Source organism: Limnohabitans sp. WS1 (assembly GCF_003063265.1).
Lineage (GTDB): Bacteria > Pseudomonadota > Gammaproteobacteria > Burkholderiales > Burkholderiaceae_C > Limnohabitans_A.
The window spans coordinates 25,470-49,094 of record NZ_NERU01000005.1 but is presented as its reverse complement, the minus strand read 5'-3'; the positions used below and the strand labels follow the sequence as shown (position 1 = coordinate 49,094).

Here is a 23,625-nt window from a genome sequence, read left to right as displayed (position 1 = left end):
TGAGCCGGTCCGATGGTGATTGCAATAACGCTTTTTTGTGGGAGCGGCGCCCTCGCCGCGATGGCGTTTTGCACATCACCCCACATCGCCCCGAATTCACAGGAGACCGCCTCATGCGTACATTTCTCGGAGCCCTCGTGGCTTTGTCTTTGGCAGGATGCGCCGCCGTCCCCGCTTCAAAAACCGTCGAAGTGCCTTCGGTCGTCTCGCCACAGATCGCCGCTGAACTGCTCAAAATCGGCCCGGTTGTCGCGCCGCCGCCCACCGAAAAACTCTATGCCCCGCTGGCCGAGCGCGAGCCTTATGCGGGCGTGCAGGTGCGTCGCGACGTGCGTTATGGCACCGACGCCCGAAACCTGCTGGACGTGTTCACCCCCGACAAACCGCAAGCGGGCCAGCCCGTGCTGGTGTTCGTGCATGGCGGTGCCTTCATGCGTGGCGAACGCCGCACCGGTGACAGCCCGTTTTACGACAACATCATGCTGTGGGCCGTGCGCCAGGGCATGGTCGGCGTCAACATGACCTACCGCCTGGCCCCAGCCCACCCCTGGCCAGCGGCGCAGCAAGACATCCAGTCCGCCCTGAAGTGGGTGCGCGAGAACATTGCGGCCAGCGGTGGCAACCCCCAGCGCATCATCCTCATGGGCCATTCGGCCGGTGCTGCCCATGTGGCGCAATACGTGGCGCACCCGCAGTTCCATGTCGTGCCCGGCTCGGGCCTGGCCGGTGCCGTTCTGCTCTCGGGCCTCTTTGACCCGTCAACGGCAGAGTCCAACCCGCCCCTGCAAGCCTACTTTGGCAAAGACGCCGCGCAATACCCTGCCCAATCGGCCGTGCCCGGCCTGGTGGCGGCCAAGGTGCCCTTGCTGTTGGCCTATGCCGAGCTGGACCCGCCCGATTTCCATCGCCAAAGCGAACAACTCAACACCGCCTTGTGCAAGGCTGGCAAATGCCCGGGCCTCTACAAACTCATAGGCCACAGCCACATGTCCGAGGTCTATTCGATCAACAGTGCGGACAAAACGGTGACCAACTTGATGAAGCAGTTGGTGGACCGGGTGCGCTGAGGGGGTGGCGCCGCTGAGGGGGGCTGGGCCTGTTTTGGCCCTGGTGCGACATGGGTACTGCCGCACCAGATTTACGACTTTTATGCAGTACTTTGAATAAAAGTCGCGACTATTTGTCAAAGTCCTGTAAAAAAGTCGAAAAATGGCGGCGTGAAACGCTACCTTGATGACCGTGTGCAGGCCGATCTGGCCCACAAAATGGTGTTCCTTACCGGTCCGCGCCAGGTCGGCAAAACCACGCCATTGAAATTCATGGTTGTTATCAAATTCTGAAAATATTCCTTTAAATACAAGAACTTGAATGCGTTGTATCATTGAAATATCTATTCATATATCCATTCAATGAACCCCGCAGACACCCTGATCGCGATCCTGCGACGCCACAACGGCCATGCCAGCAGCCCCGAGCTGCAGGTGCAGCTGGGCGTGAGCCAGCCCTCGGTTTCGCGCCTGTTGGCCCCATTGTTGGCATCGGGCCAAGTAGTCAAGGTCGGCGCTGCCAGGGCGCAGCGATATCTGTTGCCACGCGATGTGCCGGGTGTGGGGCGACAGGTGCTCATTCACCAAGTGCTGCCCAGTGGTGAGCTGCAAAACTTTGGCACCTTGTACCCGCTGCCCGGAGGCGGCTTCTGGATGGACGAAGCCGACAAGGCCCATGGCCGCAGTGAGTTTCACCCCAGCTTGCCTTGGTTTTTGATGGACACCCGTCCCCAGGGCTTTATGGGTCGGGCTTTTGCCCAAGCGCACCCCGAGTTGGTCTTGCCCCCGCATTTGGCGCACTGGAGCGATGACCACATCCTGCTGGCGCTGGTGCGTGCCGGTGAAGACTTGCCCGGCAACCTGCTGATCGGCAGCGCCTCGCTCGACCGTTACCTGGCCCTGCCACCCAGCCGCAGCGCCGCCCCGGTGGTGAGTGAACCTGTTCAAGACTACCCGCGTCTGGCCCTGCTAGCCCTGGGCAGCGCAGCACCGGGCTCCAGCGCAGGTGGTGAGCAACCCAAGTTTTGCGCCGTGACCCATGGCGTGCCTGTGCTGGTCAAGTTCTCGCCCGCAGGCAATGGCCCGGCCGACCAGCGCTGGCGCGACTTGCTGGTGTGCGAGGCACTGGCCTTGCAAACACTGCAAGCCGCAGGCATTGCCGCCGCACAGACCGACATCGTGCAGGCCGGTGGCCGCGTCTTTTTGCAAAGTCGACGCTTTGACCGCACCCGCCAGGGCCGCGTTGGCATGGTGTCTTTGGAGATGTACGACGCCCACTACATCGGCATCGGATCGCAATGGTCAGCAACCGCCATGCAGACTGGGCGGGCAGGCACCGAAAGCCTGAGTGCTGCCGACATTCAGACCCTGTGCCTGCTAGACGCCTTTGGCGCCCTGATCGCCAACACCGACCGCCACCACGGCAATGTGTCGCTGTTGCTGCACCAACACCGCTGGCAACTGGCCCCGGCTTACGACATGTTGCCCATGTATTACGCTCCGGTGGCAGGCGAAGTGGTGGCGCGAGACTGGTCCAGCCAGCTGCCGCGCCCCAATGCACACACCTTGAATGTCTGGCCAAAAGCGCGTGAGTTGGCCTTGCAGTTTTGGCAAAGCGCGGCTGTGCATGCAAGGATCGGTGACGAGTTTCGCGCGGTTGCGCGGGTCAATGCTGGGGTGGTGCAGGGGCTTTGAGTGAAGCGTGGTGCTCACCCTATTGATCCGGCCCGATGAAGTTTGCATGAACGCTTTCTTTGTGGGAGCGGCGCCCTCGCCGCGATAGAGCCACGTAGACCACCACCCATCGCCCCGAGGGCGGGGCTCCCACAAAGCCCCCATCGTTGATCACTGTCCCCAAGGCAAGCCTTCCACTTCAAACTTCTCAGGGCCGGATCAATAGTCATTGACTGTTAAATTATTGTCCGTACGATAAATTAAATGAGTATCCAGTTTGACCAAGCGAAGGACGCCAAAAACACCCAAAAGCATGGTGTGTCTCTGGCTGCGGCTTTTGAATGGATGGATGCAGTGACATGGCCTGATCAACGTCAAGACTATGGCGAGGAACGCTATGCCGAAACTTAAACCGACTCATATTTCTGTCACGGACACAGAAGATGCAGCGATCACCGCTGCTGCGATGACCGACCCCGACGCCTTGCCTTTCACGGATGAACAGTGGGCCTCGGTTAAGCCTCGCCTGCGCATGGGGCGTCCTAAAGCCGAGTTGACCAAAGAGCGCATCACCATCCGACTCTCCCGTGATGTGGTCACACAGTTTCGCGCCACAGGGCAGGGGTGGCAAACCCGAATGGATTCGGCGCTGCGCCAATACATTGCGGAGCACCCGATCACGCCTTGACCGCCGTAGGTCGTGATGGCGTCATAGAACTTGCCGTATTCGCCACATCAAAACGGCGTGCCCACTTTCGTGGGCACGCCGTTCGTTTTAAAAAAACCGGAAAAATCAGTTCTTGTGCAACTCAGCGTTCAACTCGCCCCAGCTCTTGTTGCGCGGAATGGCGTGCAGCGCGCCCGACTGTGAATCGCGGCGGAACAGGATGCCGTTTTTGCCGGACAGCTCTTTAGCCTTGACCACGCTGCCGTCGGGCAGCTGAACGCGGCTGCCGCCGGTGATGTAGCAACCGGCTTCCACGATGCAGTCGTCGCCCAGCGAGATGCCGATGCCGGCGTTGGCACCCAGCAGGCAGCGCTTGCCCACTTTGATGACTTCTTTGCCGCCACCCGACAGCGTGCCCATGATGGACGAGCCGCCGCCGATGTCGCTGGCGTCATCCACCACCACGCCCGCGCTGATGCGGCCTTCGACCATGCTGGAGCCCAGCGTGCCGGCGTTGAAGTTGCAAAAACCTTCGTGCATGACGGTGGTGCCGCTGGCCAGGTGCGCGCCCAGGCGCACGCGGTCGGCGTTGGCGATGCGCACGCCCGACGGGATCACGTAGTCGGTCATCTGCGGGAACTTGTCCAGGCCCTTGATCTCGAGCACGCGGCCGGTGCCACGGGCTTTCAGGCGGGCGGCGGGCACATCGGCCAGGGCGCAGGGGCCAAAGTTGGTCCAGGCCACGTTGGGCAGCAGGCCAAAAATGCCGGTCACGTTGGCACCGTGTGGCAACACCAGGCGGTGGCTCAGCAGGTGCAGGCGCAGGTAAGCGTCGTGGGTGTCGGCGGGCGCGTCGGCCAAGGACTTGATTTCGGTGCGCACGGCGACCACGGTGGCGTTGCGCACAGCGCAAGGGGCCAAGGCCTGGGCCACATCAGCGCCCAGGGCCGCCACGGCTTCTGCTTCGGTCAGGCGCGTGCTGCCGCTGGCGGCCACATCGGCGGCCAGTTCGGGGGCGGGGAACCAGGTGTCCAGCACGGTGCCGTCAGCGGCGATGGTGGCCAGGCCGGTGGCGCGTGCGCCGGTGGTTTGGAAAGTGCTCATGGTGTTGCTCCGAAAAAATGGCCCGCAGTGCGTGCGGGCCGGGGGAAATCTGAAGGCGTGATTATCGGGGATGGCGACTTAGGGTCTCGAATGGCTGGCCACATATTGGCGCAGCACGCTGTCCATGCGCGACTGCCAGCCTTCGCCTGTTGACTTGAAATAGGCCAGCACTTCGGGGCTGTAGCGCACCGAAACCAGCTGTTTTTTGTTCTCGGACTTGGGGCGACCGCGCAAACTTTTGAGCGGGACCATGGCCTGCAATTGCGTGGGCGTGAGCGGCTGAGCATGCGGATCGCTGCGGGCGGCGGCGGTGATGGCCTTGTCCTCTTGCACGCTGGGCATGCGGACAGTCGGGCGCTTAGAAATTTTCGACATAGTGCTTTACCTCCCGTCGATTGGCACGGCGAAGGCTGATGATTCTTCGCGTTGGTACCCGTCAACAAATGCCACGTAGTAAAGGGTTTCGGTCTAGGGCGCGAGAGCGATCATGCGCATCTCGTTGGACTCAAACCGATCATCAACCCATACCAGCGCGGATTCCCAGTCGAGTTCTTCGGCCATGCCCAAAGACAGACCATGTTTGATCTGATTCGAGGCGTCTTTGATCGGATCGAACTCAATACGCATTGTATTAATGTAGCTACTAAAAATCAATGTGTCAATGCTGTGAGTAAAGCTCATGGGGTAGAGCTTGTTGGGCCCCCAAAGGATGTTTGAGCTTGACGCCCTGTCACTTTCTGCCAACTCCTTTGAGCCTTGCAGCGATTGCGGCCGCCCCGCCTGCGCGGTGCAATCACCCCATGGCGACGGCCGAAATCAGGCCGTGCCGATGGAGACACAAGCATGTACCTCACCGCTGGTTTGCACCGCTCGATGCAAAGGCACCCCGACAAGATCGCCACCGTCACAGGTACGCGCCGCCAGACCTACCGGCAACTGGTGGACCGCGTGGCCCGCACCGCTTCGGCCCTGCGTGCGCTGGGCTTGCAACCGGGCGAGCGCTTGTCGGTGCTGGCGCTGAACAGCGACCGCATGATCGAATTGCTGCTGGCAGGTGCCTGGGCCGGGCTGGTGATCAACCCGATCAACACCCGCTGGACAGCGGCCGAAGTGGCCTACGCCCTGAACGACTGCGGGGCCAACGCGCTGGCGGTGGACGATGCCCTGATGGCCTCCGCGCAAGCCATGACCGACGCCCTGCCGACCCTGCGGCAGCGTTTTTACATCGGCGAAGCCCAAGCCCCGGCAGGCTATCTGCCGCTGGAGGCGCAACGGGCTGCAGCCGTGCCCATGGAAGATGTGCGCAGCGCCCCAGACACGCTGGCCGCCATCGTTTACACGGGGGGCACCACCGGCTTCCCCAAGGGCGTGATGCTCTCGCACGGCAACCTTTGGGCCTCGCTGGTGGGGCGCATGGCCGAGGTGCCCAACCCGCCGCATTACGTCACCTTGCTCACCTCGCCCATGTTCCATGTGGCGGGGCTGGGCCGCATGCTGGGACAGACCGTGGTGGGCGGCACCTGCGTGACGGTTCCAGCATTTCAGCCCCAGCCCGTGGTCGAGATCATGGCCCGCGAAGGCGTGAACGACCTGGTCATCGTGCCCAGCATGCTGCAAATGCTGCTCGACACCCCCGGCTTTGACCCGCAGGGCCTGCCCAAGCTGGAGCGCATTTTGTGGGGCGCGGCACCCATCACGTTGCCGCTGCTGCGGCGTGCGCTGCAGGCTTTCCCTGATGTGGACTTCATCCATGTGTACGGCATGACCGAAACCTCGGCCGCCGTCTCGACCTTGCCGATTTCCCGTGACCCGGCCTTTCTGGACAGCGAGCGCATCCGCTCGGCGGGGCAGGCCGGGGTGTCGGCAGAGATCCGCATCGCCGACGCCGAGGGCCAAGAGCTGCCCGCAGGCACGCACGGCGAGATCCTGGTGCGCGGCCCGGCGGTGATGCAAGGCTACTGGGGCCGAGAAGAAGACACCCGCAAGGCCTTGGCAGGCGGCTGGCTGCACACCGGTGACGGCGGCGTGATGGACGCCCACGGCTACCTGTACGTCATCGATCGCATCAAAGACATGGTCATCACCGGCGGCGAAAACGTCTACCCGGCCGAAGTGGAAAGCACCCTCACCAGCCACCCGGCGGTGTCGATGTGCGCCGTCATTGGTGTGCCCCACGAGAAATGGGGCGAGGCCGTGCACGCCGTTGTGGTGCTCAAACCCGGCGCGCAAGCCAGCGGCGAAGAACTCTCGGCGCACTGCCACGCGCTGATCAGTGGCTTCAAGTGCCCCAAGAGCTACGAATTTCGCGACAAGCTGCCGCTCACGGCTGCAGGCAAAGTCCAAAAAACCGAACTGCGCAAGACCGCAGCACGCGCATGAGCAGCACCGCCACCCATTCGCCCAACCGCCCGCCGCTGCAAGGCGTGCGCGTGCTCGACCTCACCCGCCTGCTGCCAGGCCCCATGTGCACCCTGCACCTGGCCGACTTGGGCGCCGACGTCATCAAGATCGAAGACCTGGGCGCGGGCGACTACGCCTCACCACCGGTGCGCGAAATGCTCAACCGCAACAAACGCGGCATGCGCCTGGACCTGAAGCACCCCGAAGGCATGCAGCTTTTGCTCAAGCTGTGCGAGACCGCCGACGTGCTGGTCGAAGGCTTTCGCCCGGGTGTGATGGCCCGGCTGGGCTTGGGTTACGACGTGGTGCACAGCCGCAACCCGCGCCTCGTGTACTGCAGCATCAGCGGCTACGGCCAGACCGGACCGCTGAGCCAAAAGGCCGGTCACGACCTGAACTACTGCGGCTATGCCGGCGTGGCCGACCAAGTGGGCACGCCGTCGGGCGAGCTGGCCCTGTCCAACTTGCCCATGGGCGACTTGCTGGGCGGCACCATGCCCGCCGTCATGGGCATCTTGGCCGCGCTGTTTGACGCGCAGCGTACCGGCCAAGGCCGCCATGTGGACGTGGCCATTGCCGATGGCGTGCTGGCCCACGCGGTGATCCCGCTCGCTGGCCTGCACAGCCGGGGCCGCGTGCCCGCGCCCGGTGGCGACAAGCTGACCGGCGCGCTGCCCTGCTACGGCCTGTACTCCACACAAGACGGCCGCTACCTGGCCGTGGGCGCTTTTGAGCACAAGTTCTGGGACACCTTTTGCACCTTGCTGGGCCGCCCTGATTTGGCCGAGCACCACATCCCCAAAACGCAGGCCTTGAACGACTGGGTGCGGCGCGAAGTCGCCCAAGCGGTGCAAGCCCACCCCCTGGCCCACTGGGCGCAGCTGCTCGATGGTGCCGACTGCTGCGTGACCCCTGTGCTCAAGCTCGACGAGGCGCAAAAGCTGCCCCACTTCCAAGACCGGGGCATGTGGGTGCAGGTGCAAACCGCGCAGGGCGAGACCATGACACAACTGGCCATGCCAGTGCAGATGAGCGGCTACCGCTTTGAAGTGCAACGCCCCGCGCCCCTGCAGGGCCAGCACACTCGCGAGCTGCTGACCGCTGCGGGACTCGATGACGCCGCGATTGATGTTTTGTGCCAACGCAAAGTCGTAGGATAGAGGCCTCGTATTCGAGGCCCTGAAGTCAGAATTGCCCCCGTAATCAACGCATCTTGTAGGTCGGTGGCTTCAGCCCCGACATGAGACCTGCGCCGAAGCGAGCCATGTCGGAGCTAAAGCTACCGACCTACGGAGGCGGTATTCGTAGGTCGGCGGCTTCAGCCCCGACATGAGACCTACGCCGAAGCGAACCATGTCGGAGCTAAAGCTACCGACCTACGGGGAGCCAGTGGTTTTTCGCAGGTCGGCGGCTTCAGCCCCGACATGAGACCTGCGCCGAAGCGAGCCATGTCGGAGCTAAAGCTACCGACCTACGGGGAGCCAGTGGTTTTTCGCAGGTCGGTGGCTTCAGCCCCGACATGAGACCTGCGCCGAAGCGAGCCATGTCGGAGCTGAAGCTACCGACCTACGGAGGCGGTATTCGTAGGTCGGCGGCTTCAGCCCCGACATGAGACCTGCGCCGAAGCGAGCCATGTCGGAGCTAAAGCTACCGACCTACGGGGAGCCAGTGGTTTTTCGCAGGTCGGCGGCTTCAGCCCCGACATGCAGCCAGCGGCAAAGCCAACCATGTTGATTTTGAGGCCAAACCCGCAAAACCATTGATGAACTTTCACCGTACCGAACCTCTGACAACTGCTTCATGACCCGCCCGCCCAACGCCCCGCCCATTCAGCACACCATCGCGGCCTACCAGGTGGTGCAGATGCTCATGGCCATCGAGGACGATAACGCCCGCGTTGCCGTGCTGCGCCGTGCAGGCATCCTGCCCGCGCTGCTCGAATCCAAACTGGCGCGGGTCACCCAAGCCCAGTTTGCCCGCCTGATGACCGCGCTGGTGCGCCACCACCGCGACGAGTTTTGGGGCCTGAGCACCACCGCGCTGCCCCTGGGCTCTTTTGCCATGGGCTGCCGCATGCTGGTGGGCCACCGCAAACTGGGTGAGGCCGTGCGCGCCGGGCTGCGTTACTACCACGCGCTCTTGCCCGATTTTGTGCCGCGCTTGGTGGTCAGCGGCGGCGTGGCTTATCTGCGCATGAGTCCGCGCCACACCCTGAATGATCGCCAGGCCTACGCCGTGCGGGTCTTCATGTTCCTCAGCTACGGCGTCATGTGCTGGCTGGCGGCGCGGCGTATCCCGGTGGATGAAGTCGTTTACCAAGACCGCGATGTGGCCCGGCGCAGCGATGCGTCCAAACTGTTCCAGGCCCCCATTCGCCTGATGGACGGTGAATGGGGCTACCGTTTCGACGCCAAATGGCTCGACCTGCCCGTGGTGCAAAACACCGAAAGCGTAGAAGAGTTTTTGCAACAGGCCCCGGCCTGCCTGCTTGTCAAATACCGCGACCAGGCCAGCCTGACCGAGCGCATCCGCCGCATGCTGCGCCGCTACCTGGCAGAAGAAATGCCCTCGCTCGAAGCCATCAGCGACATGCTGGCCACCACCCCCCAAACCCTGCGCCGCCGCCTGCAGCGCGAAGGCCAGGGCTACCAAATGATCAAAGACGCCCTGCGCCGCGACGTGGCCGTCGAGTACCTCACCCAGACCGACCTGCCGCTCTTGGAAGTAGCAGCCCGCGTGGGGTTTTCAGAAGCCAGCACTTTCCACCGCGCCTTCAAAGGCTGGACGGGGCTGACGCCAGGGGCGTACCGCCAGGCGCACAACGAACCGGCTGAAGGCGAAGTGCAGGCCTGAGCTGAGTGGGTTTCCTTGTGGGAGCGGCGCCCTCGCCGCGATCAACCCTCGCAGACCCACATCCATCGTCCTCATGCGCTTGGATTTCCTCACCGCTCAAACCTCATCATCTTGATAACCCGCTTCGCGCTGGTGCCAAATCCTGGCCACCATGACCCGGTCCAACACATCGACCCATGCGTAGCGCGCCAGACAAACGCTGCGCCTGCGGGAGATGATCAGTTCACGCAAACCACCTTCCACCGGGCGACCTATGCCGGGTTGATGCGTCAACACTTGCAAGCTTTCTTTACAGCAGCACAAAGCGCAGATGGAGAATGCGACTGAGACTGAGTTGTTGACGACGTTACAGGCTGGGTGTGGACTTGACGTGAACCAAATTTGGTCTATATTTGGTTTGAATTTATTTCTGAGGCTGCCATGTCACTCGCTCAACAAATCAAGCCTATTTCATATCTCAAGTCACACGCTGCCGACATCATTAAAAACTTCGCCACCAACCCTGATCCGTTGATCATCACACAAAACGGTGAAGCCAAGATGGTGGTGCTTGATATCCAAGCCTACGAGCAACAACAAGAAACCATGGCACTCTTAAAGCTGATTGCCATGGGTAACAAAGAGCTGGCTCAAGGCCAGTTTCAAGAGGCTGATGACTTCTTCAGCGAAATGGCGCGTGAAGAATGACAGGCCCCAGAAAAGTTGTGATTCTTCAGTCGGCAAAATCAGACTACCGAAGAATCAAAACCTACGTGACGCAGAAATTTGGGGCTGAAACTTGGCTTGAAATCAACCACGAATGGAAAGTCAAACTCCATAAATTGGCAACGAATCCGGAACTGGGCAGCAACATCTTTGAACTCGATGGCACGGGCTTGACTGGATTCAAAAGATATCAGCACAAAAATGCCTATGTGGTTTACCAGACCTCTGATGCGCTTTTGACCGTTTACATGTTCATACCGAGCATGCGCAATTTCAGGCGACATTTGATGGATCGCTTGCTCGCTGCTTGATCGCCAAGGCGCACACTCGGCGTGACCCCGTCCCGTCTTGAATCGGGTTTTGAGGCCTCAACGCTCAAACATCATCATCTTGATAACCCGCTTCGCGCTGGTGCCGAATCCGTGCCACCATGACCCGGTCCAACACATTGACCCATGCGTAGCGCGCCAGACAGACGCTGCGCCTGCGGGAGATGACCAGTTCACGCAATCTTGGTCTAAATCGATCCTAGCATTCGTTCTTTGCTGAAATGGCTAACCATGCGCTGCAAGATCTGTGCATAAGTTGACAGCGCAGTTTCTCTGACTGACATTGAACGAACGCCTCAATTCACTCAAGCAAGGCGAGGGTCGTAGATGAAGGGCCTGTGCACTTGGGCTTTGATCTTGTCTGCATCCTTGTGCTTGGGGTTGATCAGTACATTGAACTCTTCGTGAACAATGACCGAGGGCACCAGCAGCAGCAAGCTGTCGCAGCTTTTGAGCCATGTGTTACCCACATTGACCGTGTCCATGCCGGGTGGCTCGGCGACCCAGGTTTTGGGCAAGCTGTCTGGGGCAACCACCTGACGTGCCTCCCACAACTTGTGCGGGATTTCGATGCCCACCAGAAACCGGTTTCTGCAGGCGATGTCATCGCCGATGTGTGCCAGCGTCTCCAATGTGCACAGCGCAATCGATGTGCCCGCATACACCACAGGGTGTCCCACCGCGTTCCAACGGCCACCCACTGCTGCGGCCCCTCCTCCACTGAGGTCCTCCGCTCGGAAGTCTTTGGTGTGCTTGGCTATTCGCCAGACTGTGGTGGGGGCGGCGCTCTTGGCAGGCATCAAGCCACCACGCCGTGTTCGATCCGACCCAGCGTGTGCATCACCAGCTCGAAGCCACTGTCCGTGTCCATGAGCGACACCGGTGTCACGCCACCAAGAGATCTGATCTCCCGCTTCAGCCAGGACGATGCAGCATGGCTGTCTTCAAAGACCTCTTGTGCCCTGACCAAGGCCTTGGCTGAGCGAAGTACCGCATCCCCTTCGGTGGGGGTCAGCGGGGTATTATTTTTGATGCGTGCTTCAATTGTGCTTCTGGGCAGCTGGAGGTAATCCAGAAAACTGGCCCGAGGCATGGCCAATGCATCGCACATTTCGACAACGGTTTTGGACGATAAGCCTTGTCGGACGAAGACCGTTTGATCCCATAAATTGCAGCGCACCACGGTAAAAATCGATGGATTTTGACCACCGGTCGGCAATGCTTTATGGGGAGCGATGGTTGCGGTTTTTTTGCTCACGAATGTCGACACAAAAACGTCCGTTTTCTTGACTTTTCGGGCGATGGCCATTCGCCGGGGTTTTTTGCTCGAAGAGCCAGGCGCGTCGATTTTTGCTATTGAGTGCATGGCGTTGTCCAATTTGGTCATTTAATTGTCTGATTATAGACATTAATTCAGGCTGTGTGATCATCAAAAATGTCACTTCCTGCCAATCATCTTGACCTGATTGGCGATTGGTAAAGCCTCCTTGGCGCTCGATACTTTGTCCGTATCGACCTTTTCAAGGAGCAGGCATGGCCGTTAGCAAGCGCGCAGTTCACGTCGTCGGCGTGGGCATGATCCCCTTCACCAAACCCGGGGCCAGCGAGTCCTACCACCTCATGGGTGCGCGGGCGGCTCAGCTGGCGCTTGACGACGCGGGCGTGCCCTACGACGCCGTGCAGCAGGCTTATGTGGGCTATGTTTATGGCGATTCCACCGCCGGGCAGGCGGCCATTTACGGCGTGGGCCTGACCGGCATCCCGGTTTTTAATATCAACAACAACTGTTCCACCGGGTCGAGTGCGCTGTACCTGGCGCGCCAAGCTGTGGAGAGTGGCATGGTCGAATGCGCCATTGCGCTCGGTTTTGAGCAGATGGTGCCCGGCCCGCTGAAAGGGGCGTACCAAGACCGCCCCGCGCCCATGGTCCGCTTTGTCGAGGCCATGACCGCGCACCAAGGTTTTGATGAGTCTGCCCCGCGTGCCGCGCAGTTCTTTGGGGGCGCAGGCCTGGACTACATGAAGGAGCACGGCATCCGCGCCGACACCTTTGGCCGCATCTCGGTCAAGGCGCGCCAGCACGCGGCGCGCAACCCGCTGGCCGTGTTTCGCCAGACGCTCTCGCTCGAAGAGGTGATGGCTTCGCCCACCGTGTTTGGTCCGCTCACGCGCTACCAGTGCTGTCCGCCCACCTGCGGCGCGGCGGCCGCCATCGTCTGCTCGGCCGACTTTGCCAAAAAGCACAAGCTGGACGCCAGTGTGGTGATTGCCGCACAGGCCATGACCACCGACACCCCCAGCACCTTCGAGAGCGATGACATGCGCCGCGTGGTGGGCTACGACATGACGGCCAACGCGGCCAAACAGGTCTACGAAGCCGCTGGCATCGGCCCCGAAGACCTGGACGTGGTGGAGCTGCACGACTGCTTCACGGCCAATGAACTCATCACCTACGAAGGCCTGGGCCTCACGCCCGAAGGCACCGCCGAAAAGTTCATCGTGGACGGCGACAACACTTACGGCGGGCGCATCGTCACCAACCCCTCTGGCGGTCTGCTGTCCAAGGGCCACCCGCTGGGGGCCACCGGGCTGGCGCAGTGTTACGAGCTGGTCTCGCAGCTGCGCGGCACAGCCGACCAGCGCCAGGTCGAAGGCGCACGTTTGGCGCTGCAGCACAACCTGGGCTTGGGCGGTGCTTGTGTGGTCACGCTGTACCAAAAGGTGTGAATATGAAGCCCCCACGCTCCTCACTTCGTGTAGTCGCTGCCCCCCAAGGGGGTGAAAAATGATCGACCGCCAATACATCGGCCACACCATGCCCGCCTTCGAGGTGCTGGTGGAAAAGGGCCGCCTGAAATTCTTCGCCAAGGCCACGGGCCAGACCGACCCGGTCTACACCGACGAAGAAGCTGCCCGCGCTGCCGGGCACCCGGCCTTGCCCGTGCCGCCCACGTTTTTGTTTTGCCTGGAGATGGAGTCGCCCGACCCGGCCGCGATCCGCAACCTGCTGGGCATGGACTACCGCAAGCTGCTGCACGGCGAGCAGGGCTTCACTTTTCACCGCATGGCCTATGCGGGCGATGTGCTGCGTTTTGAACAGCGCATCGAAGACATCTACGACAAAAAGGGTGGCGCACTCGAATTCGTCGTGCGCAAAACCCGCGTCAGCAACCAGCGTGGCGAGCATGTGGCCGACCTGCGCGCCGTGACCGTTTTGCGCCACGGCGTCAGTGCATAAGGAAACCCCCATGACACTCCCCTCTTTTGATGCCCTGCAAGTGGGCGACGCCATTCCTGCGCTGGAGTTGCCACCCGTTTCGCGCCTAACGTTGGCGCTGTACTGTGGCGCTTCGGGCGACCACAACCCGATCCACGTCGACACCGATTTCGCGCACATCGCGGGCCTGCCCGATGTGATCGCCCACGGCATGTTGTCCATGGGCTGGCTGGCCCGCCTGCTCACCAACTGGGTGCCGCAAACGGCCATTCGCGACTACAGCGTGCGCTTTGCCGCGATGACGCAGGTGGGCGAAAAAATCACCTGCACAGGCCAGGTGACCGAAAAGTTTGAAGTCGATGGCGAGCGCCGTGTGCGCCTGTCGCTCACCACCGCCAACGCCGAAGGCCAGGTCAAGCTGGCAGGCGACGCCGTGGTGGCGCTGGCCTGAAACATCAGGATTGATTCGGCTCTGTGAAATTTTCAATGCTCAAAGATGTTGTAGGTCGGCGGTCGAAGACCCCGACATGGGCCTGTGCCGAAACCCATCATGTCGGACTCTGCGAGTACCGACCTACGAGATCGATGCACAAAGATGTTGTAGGTCGGCGGCTTCAGCCCCGACATGCAGCCTCCGCCAAAGTCAGCAATGTCGGGGCTGAAGCCACCGACCTACGAAATGACTTGCGCATACGTTTCAAACTTCAACATGCCATAGAAAAGGACTCCTCATGACCCGCAAACTCGAAGGCCAAGTGGCCCTGGTGTCAGGTTCTGGCCGAGGCATCGGCCGTGAAATCGCGCTCAAGCTCGCCAGCGAAGGCGCACGCGTCGTCATCAACGACCTCGACCAAGCCCCGGCTGAGCAGACGGTGGCCGACATCATCGCCAGCGGTGGCCAGGCCGTGGCCTGCATCGGCAGCGTGACCGACACCGACTTTGGCGACCGTTTCGTCAAGACCGCGCTCGACGCCTTTGGCGGCATCGACATCATCGTCAACAACGCCGGTTACACCTGGGACAACGTGCTGCAAAAGATGAGCGATGAGCAGTGGGATGCCATGCTGGCCGTGCACATGACGGCACCGTTTCGCATCTTGCGCGCTGCCTCGGGTTTCATCCGCGAAGCGGCCAAGAAAGAGGCCGAAGCGGGCACGCCCAAGCACCGCAAGGTGGTCAACATCTCGTCCACCTCGGGCGTGTACGGCAACGCAGGCCAAGCCAACTACGCCGCTGCCAAGGCCGGCATCAACGGTTTGACCAAAGCCATGGCCAAAGAGTGGGGCCGTTACAAGGTCAACGTCAACAGCGTGGCCTTCGGCCTGATCATGACGCGCCTGACGCAACCCCTGACGGCGGGTGACGCCAGCGTGGAGATTCAGGGCCGCACCATCGCCGTCGGCGTGCAACCCGATCGCCTGAAGGCCGCCGAATCCACCATCCCGCTGGGCCGGGGCGGCACACCCGAAGAGGCCGCGGGCGCGGTCTACATGTTCTGCATCCCTGAGTCCAACTACGTCAGCGGCCAGGTGTTGGTTTGCGGCGGCGGCCGTCCTTGAGGCGCGTATGGACAGCATCCTGACTTTCCCCCGCAGCGTGTTCCGTGAAGATCACGAAATGCTGCGCACCACCGTGCGCCGCTTTCTGGAGCGCGAATGCAAACCCCGCCAAGCCCAGTGGGACAAAGACGGCAAGGTGGACCGCGAAACCTGGCTCAAGGCCGGGCGCGAAGGTTTGCTCTGCGCCACCATGGACCCTGAATGGGGCGGTGGCGGCGGCGACTTCGGCCACGCGGCCGTGATCGTCGAAGAGATTGGCCGCTCGGGTGTGAGCGGCTTGGGCTTTGGGCTGCACTCGGACGTGGTGGCACCTTACATCGAGCGCTTGGGAACGCCAGAACAAAAAGCCCAGTGGCTCCCCCAATGTGCTATGGGCGAGGTGATCCTGGCCATTGCCATGAGCGAGCCCGGCGCGGGCAGCGACCTCAAAGCCATCCGCACCACGGCGCGCCGCGAGGGCGATGAGTACGTCATCAACGGCGCCAAGACCTTCATCTCGAACGGCCTGAACTGCGACCTGGTCGTGGTGGTGGCCAAGACCGAGCCCGAGCTGGGTGCCAAAGGCGTGTCGTTGATTTTGGTCGAGGCCGACCGCGCCGGTTTTCGCAAAGGCCGCAAGCTCGACAAAATGGGCCAGGAAGCGGCCGACACCGCCGAGCTGTTTTTTGAAGACGTGCGCGTGCCCGTGACCAACATCCTGGGCGAAGAGAACAAGGGCTTTGCCTACCTCATGCAAGAGCTGGCGCAAGAACGTTTTGTGATCGCGCTGGGTGCCGCCGCCAAGATGGAAGCGATGTTTGACGAGACCGTGCGCTACACCAAAGAGCGCGTGGTTTTTGGCAAGCCGCTGTTTGACTTTCAGAACACCCGCTTCAAACTGGCCGAAATCAAAGTCCGCACCACCGCCGTGCGCATGATGGTGGACCAGTACCTCGCCGAGCACCTGCGCCGCAAGCTCACCGTGCAAGAAGGCGCCATGGCCAAACTGTTTGCCACCGAAGAGCTGGGCAAGGCGCTCGACGAGTTGCTCCAGCTGTACGGCGGCTACGGCTACATGATGGAGTACCCCATCACCCGCGCCTTTGTGGACTCGCGTGTGACCCGCATCTATGGCGGCACCAGCGAGGTCATGAAAGAGTTGATCTCGCGCAGTTTGTGATCACCGTTTGTGACCCCCACACCGCACCTGCCTAAAGAGCCGCTCATGTCCACATCGTCGCTGCCTTATTGGCCCAAAGGCGTTCCGCGCACGCTGAACCTGCCGCAGGTACCGCTCACGCATTACGTTCAGGTCGCGGCCGAGCGCTTTCCGAACAAGCCCGCCGTGATCTTTTGCGGCAGCACGCTGAGCTACGCGACGCTGCTCACGCGTGTGGAGGCGCTGGCCGGTTACCTTGTGCAGCGCCTGGGTGTGCAGCGCGGCGATCGGGTCTTGTTGATGAGCCAGAACTCCCCGCAATACGTGGCGGCCTACTACGGCATCATGCGCGCCGGGGCCGTGGTGGTGCCGGTCAACGCCATGTGCACGCAGAGCGAAATCCGCTACTACCTGCAAGACAGCGGCGCACGCGTGGCCATGGTGGCGCAAGAGTTGTTGCCGCAGGTCATGCCGTTGCTGCAAGCTGGCAACCCGGATGCCTTGCAAGCCGTGTTGGTGCATGCCTATTCAGAAGGCTTGCCCGCGCAGCCCGTCAGTGACGAAGTGCCGGATGAGGTGCCTGAAGTTGTGTTGGCCCCGCGCCAGTGGCCCGAGGCCCCGGGCCTGCATGGGCTCGAAGACGCCATCGCACAGGCCTTGCCCGCGCCCGCAGAGCACCCACACAGCGACGACCTGTGTGTGCTGCCCTACACCTCGGGCACCACCGGTCACCCCAAGGGCTGCATGCACACGCACGCCACGGTGCTGGCGTCCAACATGGCTGCGCAGGTCTGGCGCAGCATGCACATGGACTCGGTGTTTCTGGCCGTGGCACCGCTGTTCCACATGCTGGGCATGCAAGGCGGCCTGAACGTGCCGATCACGCTGGGGGCCACCGTGGTCATGCTGCCGCGCTGGCATGCAGCGTCAGCGGCGCGCTTGATCGAGAAGCACCGCGTCACGACTTGGTCTGCACCTCCCGCCATGCTGATCGACTTTTTTGCCAACCCGGCCGCCGCGCAGCGCGACCTGAGCAGCTTGTCCACCCTGTCGGGCGGCGGTGCCGCCATGCCCGAGACGGTGGCGAATTTGCTGCAAACGCGTTTTGGCATCGCCTACAACGAAGCCTACGGCATGACCGAGACCGCTTCATTTTTGCTGGGCAACCCACCGGCACGCGGCAAGCGCCAGTGCCTGGGCGTCATCACGCCCGGCGTGGATGCGCGCATCGTGGACCCTGAGACCCTGCGCGAGTTACCCGTCGGCGAGGTGGGTGAATTGGTCACGCGTGGCGCGCAACTGATGCGCGGCTATTGGCAAAACGAGCAGGCCAACCAGTCTTCATTTTTTGAGCTGGATGGCCAAACGTTTTTCCGCACGGGCGACCTGGCCAGCGTGGACGAAGAGGGTTACTTCTTCATGCGCGACCGCCTCAAGCGCATGGTCAACGTCTCGGGCTTCAAGGTCTGGCCCGCTGAGGTAGAAAACACCTTGTACGAACACCCGGCCGTGCACGAGGCTTGCGTGATTGCTGTGCCCGACGACAAGCGCGGCGAAAACGTGATGGCCCTCTTGGTGCTCAAGCCTGCCTTCCAAGGCCAAGTCACCGAGCAAGACCTCATCGACTGGAGCCGTGAACACATGGCCGCCTACAAAACCCCCCGCATCGTGCGTTTTGTGGACGTGCTGCCCAAGTCGGGCACCGGCAAGATCCTCTGGCGGCAGTTGCAAGAGCAAGAACGCGCCCGCTTGGCCGCAACCCCTCCACAGGCGACCCCATGACCCACCCGCACCCCGCTTGTTGTGTAGGAGCCAGCCCTGCTGGCGATGGGGTGCCCGTGGCCCGCAAGCCATCGCTTGCAGTTGTAGGTCGGTACCTTCAGGTCCGACATGGCGGGCTTCGGCTCAGGCCGCATGTCGGGGCTAAAGCCACCGACCTGCGAGGGCCAGACGGCTTAGCTGCAGGAGCCCACGCCAAAGCATCCATTTGCAAATCGCACTTTTCCCAACAGGAGACCCCATGCGCATCCCCTTGAGTTTCAAAGGCCAGTCGGTGTTTGTGGCCGGTGGCAGCAGCGGCATCAACCTGGGCATCGCCACCGCGTTTGCCCAGGCCGGGGCAAACGTGGCGATTGCCAGCCGCAACGCCGAGCGCGTGGCCCAAGCGGTTGAACAATTGCGCCAACATGGCACGCAGGTCGAGGGCTACAGCGCCGATGTGCGCGACGCCACAGGCATTGCCGCTGCGCTGCAGCAGGCGCGTGACGCCATTGGCCCGTTTGACGTGCTGGTCTCGGGCGCTGCGGGCAACTTTCTGGCACCCGCTTTGGGCATGTCGGCCAACGGATTCAAGACGGTGGTCGACATTGACCTGAACGGCACCTTCCATGTGCTGCGTGCAGGCTACGAACACCTGCGCCGTCCAGGTGCCTGCGTCATCAACATCTCGGCACCACAGGCCTTCAACCCCACCAAGCTGCAAGCCCATGTGTGTGCGGCCAAGGCGGGCGTGGACATGCTCACGCGGGTGCTGGCCATGGAGTGGGGGCCCGAAGGCGTGCGCGTGAATTCCATCGTGCCCGGTCCGATTGGCGACACCGAAGGCATCCGCCGCCTCGCGCCCACACCCGAGACGCTGCAACGCATGACGCAGTCCGTGCCCCTGCAGCGCATGGGCCGGGTCGAAGAGATCGCCGACATGGCGCTGTTTTTGGCGTCGCCGCACGCCGCATTCGTCACCGGTGCCATCATGGTGGTGGACGGTGGCAGTTCCCTGGCCGGTGGCCGGGATTACTCAGGAGCCTTGACATGACCGCCAACACCCTTGCATCAACAGCACTTCAATTTGAGGTGAGTGACCAAGTCGCCACCCTCACTTTCAACAGTCCAGCCAAGCGCAATGCACTCGAGATGGCCATGCGCGATGGTCTGGTTGTGGCGCTGCGTCACATTCAGCAAAACAAAGACATTCGGGCCGTGGTGCTGACGGGCGCAGGTGGGCACTTTTGTGCGGGCGGTGATCTGAAAAACATGGCCGAGGTCCAGCATGAAAACGGCGCTTGGCTCAGCCGCATGCAGACCTTGCACGAATGGGTGCAAATTTTGCTCACGCTCGACCGTCCGGTGATTGCCGCCGTCGATGGCGCGGCCGCCGGTGCGGGATTCAGTCTGGCGCTGTCGGCCGACTTCGTGCTGGCCACGCCTCGTGCTTGGTTCAACATGTCCTTCCTCAAGGTCGGTTTGGTGCCCGATGTGGGTGCGCTCTACACCTTGCCCCGGGTGGTGGGTGTGCAGCGTGCCAAAGAAATCATGCTCTCGGCCCGCGACATCGACGCGCAAGAAGCCTTGCGGCTGGGCATTGTGATGGAGCTGCACGCGCCCGAACAACTGTTGGCCCGCGCACACGCCATGGCACGCAGCTTTGTGGGTGCATCGCCCACAGCGGTGTCGCTCATCAAGCGCAGCTTGGGCAGCGCTTTGGGTGGGGGTCTGCAAGACATGTTGACGGCCGAAGCCCAAGCGCAAGCGCTGGCCGCAGGCACCGCCGAACACCGTGAAGCCGTCAACCGGTTTCTGAGCAAACAACCGTTGGCCTTTGCCTGGCCAGCCCACAAGGATTGAGGCGTGGTGCAAGCGGAGTTTTGTAGGAGCGGCGCCCCCGCCGCGATCAAGCGCCTGCAGACCACGCCCCATCGCCCCGAGGGCGGGGCTCCTACAAAAAGCAGCGCCGAGACCGAGTGCTTGTGGCGTTTTGTGCAAGCGGAGTTTTGTAGGAGCGACGCCCCCGCCGCGATCAAGCGCCTGCAGACCACGACCCATCGCCCCGAGGGCGGGGCTCCTGCAAAAAGCAGTGACAAAACCGAGTGCTTACGGCGTTTTGTGCAAGCGGAGTTTTGTAGGAGCGGCGCCCCCGCCGCGATCAAGCGCCTGCAGACCACGACCATCGCCCTCGGGGCGGGGCTCCTGCAAAAAGCAGCGCCGAAACCGAATGCTTACGGCGTTTTGTGCAAGCGGAGTTTTGTAGGAGCGGCGCCCCCGCCGCGATCAAGCGCTCGCAAACCACGCCCCATCGCCCCGAGGGCGGGGCTCCTACAAAAAGCAGCGCCGAGACCGAGTGCTTACGGCGTTTTGTGCAAGCGGAGTTTTGTAGGAGCGGCGCCCCCGCCGCGATCAAGCGCCTGCAGACCACGACCATCGCCCTCGGGGCGGGGTTCCTGCAAAAAGCAGTGCCCAAACCAAGGGCAATCCCTGAGTTTTGCAATGCTGAACCCCCGCTTCAGCATTGGCAGATTGTTCAGAATCACTGAACGCATCAAGATACATCAACCCCCATGGGGTGTGCACGCCATGAATGGCCAGCACCCCGGCACCCACAGGAGAAAAAATGAGCAAAGCCCGATTGGTTGAAGACAAAGTCGTCGTGGTCACCGGCGCAGGTGGCGGCATTGGCCGCGACATCGCGCTGGCCATGGCGCGCGAAGGTGCCAAGGTGGTGGTCAACGACATCGGCGCGTCCGTCTCCGGCGAAGGCCAAGACGCAGGCCCCGCGCAAAAAGTGGTGGACGAAATCTTAGCCATGGGCGGTCAGGCAGCGGCGAACACCGACAGCGTGTCGGACGCCGCAGGCGCGGCGCGCATCATCCAAACGGCCATCGACAGCTTTGGCCGCATCGACGTGGTGGTCAACAACGCAGGCATCTTGCGCGACCGCTTCTTCCACAAGATGAGCATGGACGAGTGGGATGCCGTGCTCAAGGTGCACCTGTACGGCGCTTTCTACGTCAGCCGCGCCGCCGCTCCGCACTTCAAGGAGCAGGAAAGCGGCAATTACATCCACATGACGTCCACCTCGGGGCTGGTGGGCAACTTCGGTCAGGCCAACTACTCGGCGGCCAAGCTGGGTGTGACGGCGCTGTCCAAGTCGATCGCGCTCGACATGCAAAAGTTCAACGTGCGCTCCAACTGCATCTCACCCTTCGCCTGGAGTCGCATGATCGGCTCGATCCCGACCGAGACGCCCGAAGAGCAAGCCCGCGTCGAGCGCATCAAGCAGATGACGCCCGCCAAGATTGCGCCCATGGCTGTGGCCCTGGCCAGCGACGACTCGGCCTATGTGAACGGCCAGGTCTTTGCCGTGCGCAACAACGAAATCTTTTTGATGAGCCAGCCGCGCCCGATCCGCTCGGTGCACCGCAGCGAGGGCTGGACGCCGCAGAGCGTGCTCGACCAGGCCATGCCCGCGCTCAAGTCCAGTTTCTTCGATTTGGACCGCTCGGGCGACGTGTTCAGCTGGGACCCCATTTAAGGAGCTGCGATGAGCGACAACCCACAAGGCGTGCAAGCCCAACACCAAGCCGCCCTGGCCGAAGGCCGGTTTCTGATTCAGCAATGCGGTGGTTGCAGCCAGCACATTTACTTTCCGCGTGAGGTTTGCCCGCACTGCGGCAGCAACGACTTGGCGCTGGTGGCCCCCACGGGGCTGGGCACGGTGTATTCGGTCACCACGGTGCGCCGCAAGCCCGATGCGGGTGGCGACTACAACGTCTGCCTGATCGATCTGGACGAAGGCGTGCGCTTGATGAGCCGCGTGGACATGGACCCTGTCGACGCCGTGCAAGTGGGCCAGCGGGTGCAGGCCCGTGTGGAGGTCGACAAAGGCCAAGGCGTGGTGGTGTTTGACCCGGTCAGCACAGAGGCCACGTCGGCCAAGCCCGTGCCGCGTGGCCCGGCCGCATCGGCGGCGTTGCACTCGTCCACCGGCCTCAAGGCCTTGCGCGGCAGCGCTGCCATCGCGGGCGTGGCCACCTTTGGCTGTGGCGAAGCCACGGGTTTTACCGAGATGGAAGTACTGGCCCGCGCCGCACACGCCGCGGTGGCCGATGCCGGTTTGAAGATGAGCGACATCGATGGCCTGTGCACCGCCAGTGTGCTGTCTACCATGTGGCCCATGCCGGTGACCGAGTATTTGGGCATCAACCCCCGCTACATCAACGGCACCATGCTCGGCGGCTCCAGCTTTGTGGCGCACCTCTTGCCCGCCATGATGGCTTTGCAGTCAGGCCAGTGCAACGCGGTGCTGGTGTGCTACGGCAGCACGCAGCGCACGTCCACCTTTGGCCGCGCCGAGATCGCCCAGGCCCGCCGTGTGATGGACCCGCAGCCTTACGAAACCCCCTACGCCCCGATGCAGCCGCTGAGCGCCTACGCGCTGGCCACGCGCCGGCACATGCACGAGTACGGCACCACCCGCCGCCAGCTGGCCGAAGTGGCCGTGGCTGCCCGCGCCTGGGCGCAGCGCAATCCCGAAGCCTTCATGCGCGATCCGCTGTCGATCGACGAGGTGCTCAAGGCCCGCATGGTGTCCGACCCCTTGTCCGTGCGCGACTGCTGCCTGGTCACCGACGGCGGCGGAGCCTTTGTGATGGTGCGTGCCGACCGTGCGCGTGACCTGCCGAAGAAACCTGTTTACGTGCTGGGCAACGCCACCGCCAACTGGAACCGCCAGGTCTCGTCCATGCACGACCTCACCGTCACATCGGCCAGCCAGTCGGGGCGCGAAGCCTTTGCCATGGCGGGCCTCACGCCCGCCGACATGAACGTGGTGCAGCTGTACGACGCCTTCACCATCAACACCTTGCTCTTCCTGGAAGACTTGGGCTTTTGCAAAAAAGGCGAAGGCGGCGCATTTGTCGAAGGTGGCGCGATCGCGCCCGGTGGCCGCCTGGCGGTCAACACCAACGGCGGCGGTCTGTCGTGCACGCACCCCGGCATGTACGGCATCTTCACCCTGATCGAAGCCGTGCGCCAGTTGCGCGGCGAAGGCGGCGAGCGTCAAGTGGCGGGTGCGCAAACCGCGCTGGCCCACGGCAATGGCGGCACGCTGTCGAGCCAGTCCACGGCCATCCTCGGCACTTTTGAGACTTTGTAAATTCA

At 62.4% G+C, this 23,625-nt stretch carries 26 protein-coding genes and 1 pseudogene; 21 read left to right on the top strand and 6 right to left on the bottom strand.

What is annotated here, in order from left to right:
- Positions 1–113: 113 nt before the first annotated feature.
- From B9Z48_RS08675 to B9Z48_RS08660, 5 genes are all read left to right on the top strand, one after another.
- Entirely contained in the window at positions 114–1,067 is a 954-nt protein-coding gene (locus tag B9Z48_RS08675) for an alpha/beta hydrolase (RefSeq protein WP_108377942.1), read from the top strand.
- 150 nt (positions 1,068–1,217) lie between these two features.
- Positions 1,218–1,340 carry a hypothetical protein gene (locus B9Z48_RS22000; protein ID WP_255419480.1) on the top strand — a complete coding sequence of 41 codons (123 nt, stop codon included), beginning with the start codon at positions 1,218–1,220 and terminating at the stop codon, positions 1,338–1,340.
- A 69-nt stretch (positions 1,341–1,409) separates the two neighbouring features.
- Entirely contained in the window at positions 1,410–2,741 is a 1,332-nt protein-coding gene (gene yjjJ, locus B9Z48_RS08670) for a type II toxin-antitoxin system HipA family toxin YjjJ (RefSeq protein WP_108377846.1), read from the top strand.
- A 243-nt stretch (positions 2,742–2,984) separates the two neighbouring features.
- Positions 2,985–3,131, top strand: a complete 147-nt coding sequence (locus tag B9Z48_RS08665) for a BrnT family toxin (RefSeq protein ID WP_108377845.1) — start codon at positions 2,985–2,987, stop codon at positions 3,129–3,131.
- Positions 3,118–3,408, top strand: a complete 291-nt coding sequence (locus tag B9Z48_RS08660; protein WP_089962023.1) for a BrnA antitoxin family protein — start codon at positions 3,118–3,120, stop codon at positions 3,406–3,408. The genes B9Z48_RS08665 and B9Z48_RS08660 overlap by 14 nt, the downstream gene beginning before the upstream one ends.
- Before the next feature lie 105 nt (positions 3,409–3,513).
- Here the strand turns inward: B9Z48_RS08660 and dapD are convergent, their stop codons facing one another.
- The 3 genes from dapD to B9Z48_RS22100 all read right to left on the bottom strand — a co-directional run bounded on the left by dapD (position 3,514) and on the right by B9Z48_RS22100 (position 5,118).
- A complete protein-coding gene (gene dapD / locus B9Z48_RS08655; RefSeq protein ID WP_089962020.1) occupies positions 3,514–4,491 on the bottom strand; it encodes a 2,3,4,5-tetrahydropyridine-2,6-dicarboxylate N-succinyltransferase in 978 nt (325 codons plus the stop codon).
- Positions 4,492–4,569: 78 nt separating this feature from the next.
- Positions 4,570–4,866 carry a BrnA antitoxin family protein gene (locus B9Z48_RS08650; RefSeq protein ID WP_089962016.1) on the bottom strand — a complete coding sequence of 99 codons (297 nt, stop codon included), beginning with the start codon at positions 4,864–4,866 and terminating at the stop codon, positions 4,570–4,572.
- 93 nt (positions 4,867–4,959) lie between these two features.
- On the bottom strand, positions 4,960–5,118 hold the full coding sequence (locus B9Z48_RS22100) for a hypothetical protein (RefSeq protein WP_368664975.1): 159 nt from the start codon (positions 5,116–5,118) through the stop codon (positions 4,960–4,962).
- 216 nt (positions 5,119–5,334) lie between these two features.
- Between B9Z48_RS22100 and B9Z48_RS08640 the strand changes: the two genes are divergently transcribed.
- The 3 genes from B9Z48_RS08640 (at position 5,335) to B9Z48_RS08630 (ending at position 9,744) form a co-directional block, all read left to right on the top strand.
- Entirely contained in the window at positions 5,335–6,870 is a 1,536-nt protein-coding gene (locus B9Z48_RS08640) for a class I adenylate-forming enzyme family protein (RefSeq protein ID WP_089962012.1), read from the top strand.
- On the top strand, positions 6,867–8,051 hold the full coding sequence (locus B9Z48_RS08635) for a CaiB/BaiF CoA-transferase family protein (RefSeq protein ID WP_089962008.1): 1,185 nt from the start codon (positions 6,867–6,869) through the stop codon (positions 8,049–8,051). The genes B9Z48_RS08640 and B9Z48_RS08635 overlap by 4 nt, the downstream gene beginning before the upstream one ends.
- Before the next feature lie 640 nt (positions 8,052–8,691).
- The gene (locus tag B9Z48_RS08630; protein WP_089962005.1) at positions 8,692–9,744 is read left to right on the top strand and encodes an AraC family transcriptional regulator; all 1,053 of its coding nucleotides are present in this window, start codon (positions 8,692–8,694) and stop codon (positions 9,742–9,744) included.
- Between the two features lie 96 nt (positions 9,745–9,840).
- Here the strand turns inward: B9Z48_RS08630 and B9Z48_RS08625 are convergent, their stop codons facing one another.
- On the bottom strand, positions 9,841–10,020 hold the full coding sequence (locus B9Z48_RS08625) for a hypothetical protein (RefSeq protein ID WP_228769333.1): 180 nt from the start codon (positions 10,018–10,020) through the stop codon (positions 9,841–9,843).
- A 144-nt stretch (positions 10,021–10,164) separates the two neighbouring features.
- On the opposite strand from B9Z48_RS08625, the gene B9Z48_RS08620 reads away from it, so the two are divergent.
- Together B9Z48_RS08620 and B9Z48_RS08615 are read left to right on the top strand one after the other, a co-directional pair.
- On the top strand, positions 10,165–10,431 hold the full coding sequence (locus B9Z48_RS08620; RefSeq protein WP_053173107.1) for a type II toxin-antitoxin system Phd/YefM family antitoxin: 267 nt from the start codon (positions 10,165–10,167) through the stop codon (positions 10,429–10,431).
- Positions 10,428–10,760: a type II toxin-antitoxin system RelE/ParE family toxin gene (locus B9Z48_RS08615; RefSeq protein ID WP_108377843.1), complete on the top strand. Its 333-nt coding sequence runs from the start codon at positions 10,428–10,430 to the stop codon at positions 10,758–10,760. Before B9Z48_RS08620 ends, B9Z48_RS08615 begins: the two co-directional genes overlap by 4 nt.
- Before the next feature lie 323 nt (positions 10,761–11,083).
- Here the strand turns inward: B9Z48_RS08615 and B9Z48_RS08610 are convergent, their stop codons facing one another.
- Together B9Z48_RS08610 and B9Z48_RS08605 are read right to left on the bottom strand one after the other, a co-directional pair.
- Positions 11,084–11,578 (bottom strand): RES family NAD+ phosphorylase, encoded by a 495-nt coding sequence (locus tag B9Z48_RS08610; RefSeq protein WP_108377842.1) that lies wholly within the window; start codon positions 11,576–11,578, stop codon positions 11,084–11,086.
- Positions 11,578–12,165, bottom strand: coding sequence for an antitoxin Xre/MbcA/ParS toxin-binding domain-containing protein (locus B9Z48_RS08605; protein ID WP_108377841.1), 588 nt, complete (start codon positions 12,163–12,165; stop codon positions 11,578–11,580). Before B9Z48_RS08605 ends, B9Z48_RS08610 begins: the two co-directional genes overlap by 1 nt.
- 146 nt (positions 12,166–12,311) lie before the next feature.
- Between B9Z48_RS08605 and B9Z48_RS08600 the strand changes: the two genes are divergently transcribed.
- From B9Z48_RS08600 to B9Z48_RS08555, 11 genes and pseudogenes are all read left to right on the top strand, one after another.
- Positions 12,312–13,505: a lipid-transfer protein gene (locus B9Z48_RS08600; protein ID WP_108377840.1), complete on the top strand. Its 1,194-nt coding sequence runs from the start codon at positions 12,312–12,314 to the stop codon at positions 13,503–13,505.
- A 58-nt stretch (positions 13,506–13,563) separates the two neighbouring features.
- Positions 13,564–14,016, top strand: a complete 453-nt coding sequence (locus B9Z48_RS08595; RefSeq protein WP_108377839.1) for a MaoC family dehydratase N-terminal domain-containing protein — start codon at positions 13,564–13,566, stop codon at positions 14,014–14,016.
- A 10-nt stretch (positions 14,017–14,026) separates the two neighbouring features.
- Positions 14,027–14,446 (top strand): MaoC family dehydratase, encoded by a 420-nt coding sequence (locus tag B9Z48_RS08590; RefSeq protein ID WP_108377838.1) that lies wholly within the window; start codon positions 14,027–14,029, stop codon positions 14,444–14,446.
- Positions 14,447–14,726: 280 nt separating this feature from the next.
- Positions 14,727–15,554 carry an SDR family NAD(P)-dependent oxidoreductase gene (locus B9Z48_RS08585; RefSeq protein ID WP_108377837.1) on the top strand — a complete coding sequence of 276 codons (828 nt, stop codon included), beginning with the start codon at positions 14,727–14,729 and terminating at the stop codon, positions 15,552–15,554.
- Positions 15,555–15,573: 19 nt separating this feature from the next.
- Positions 15,574–16,713, top strand: a complete 1,140-nt coding sequence (locus B9Z48_RS08580) for an acyl-CoA dehydrogenase family protein (RefSeq protein ID WP_108377940.1) — start codon at positions 15,574–15,576, stop codon at positions 16,711–16,713.
- A 45-nt stretch (positions 16,714–16,758) separates the two neighbouring features.
- Entirely contained in the window at positions 16,759–18,474 is a 1,716-nt protein-coding gene (locus B9Z48_RS08575) for a long-chain-fatty-acid--CoA ligase (RefSeq protein WP_108377836.1), read from the top strand.
- Between the two features lie 238 nt (positions 18,475–18,712).
- Complete coding sequence (locus B9Z48_RS08570; RefSeq protein ID WP_108377835.1) at positions 18,713–19,504, top strand: SDR family oxidoreductase; 792 nt, start codon at positions 18,713–18,715, stop codon at positions 19,502–19,504.
- On the top strand, positions 19,501–20,313 hold the full coding sequence (locus tag B9Z48_RS08565) for an enoyl-CoA hydratase/isomerase family protein (RefSeq protein ID WP_108377834.1): 813 nt from the start codon (positions 19,501–19,503) through the stop codon (positions 20,311–20,313). The genes B9Z48_RS08570 and B9Z48_RS08565 overlap by 4 nt, the downstream gene beginning before the upstream one ends.
- Before the next feature lie 763 nt (positions 20,314–21,076).
- Complete coding sequence (locus B9Z48_RS08560; protein ID WP_108377938.1) at positions 21,077–21,997, top strand: SDR family NAD(P)-dependent oxidoreductase; 921 nt, start codon at positions 21,077–21,079, stop codon at positions 21,995–21,997.
- A gap of 9 nt (positions 21,998–22,006) precedes the next feature.
- Positions 22,007–22,324, top strand: a pseudogene (locus B9Z48_RS21800) (Zn-ribbon domain-containing OB-fold protein); the annotation flags it as partial.
- Positions 22,325–22,405: 81 nt separating this feature from the next.
- Entirely contained in the window at positions 22,406–23,620 is a 1,215-nt protein-coding gene (locus tag B9Z48_RS08555) for a thiolase (protein WP_233261069.1), read from the top strand.
- Positions 23,621–23,625 lie beyond the last annotated feature (5 nt).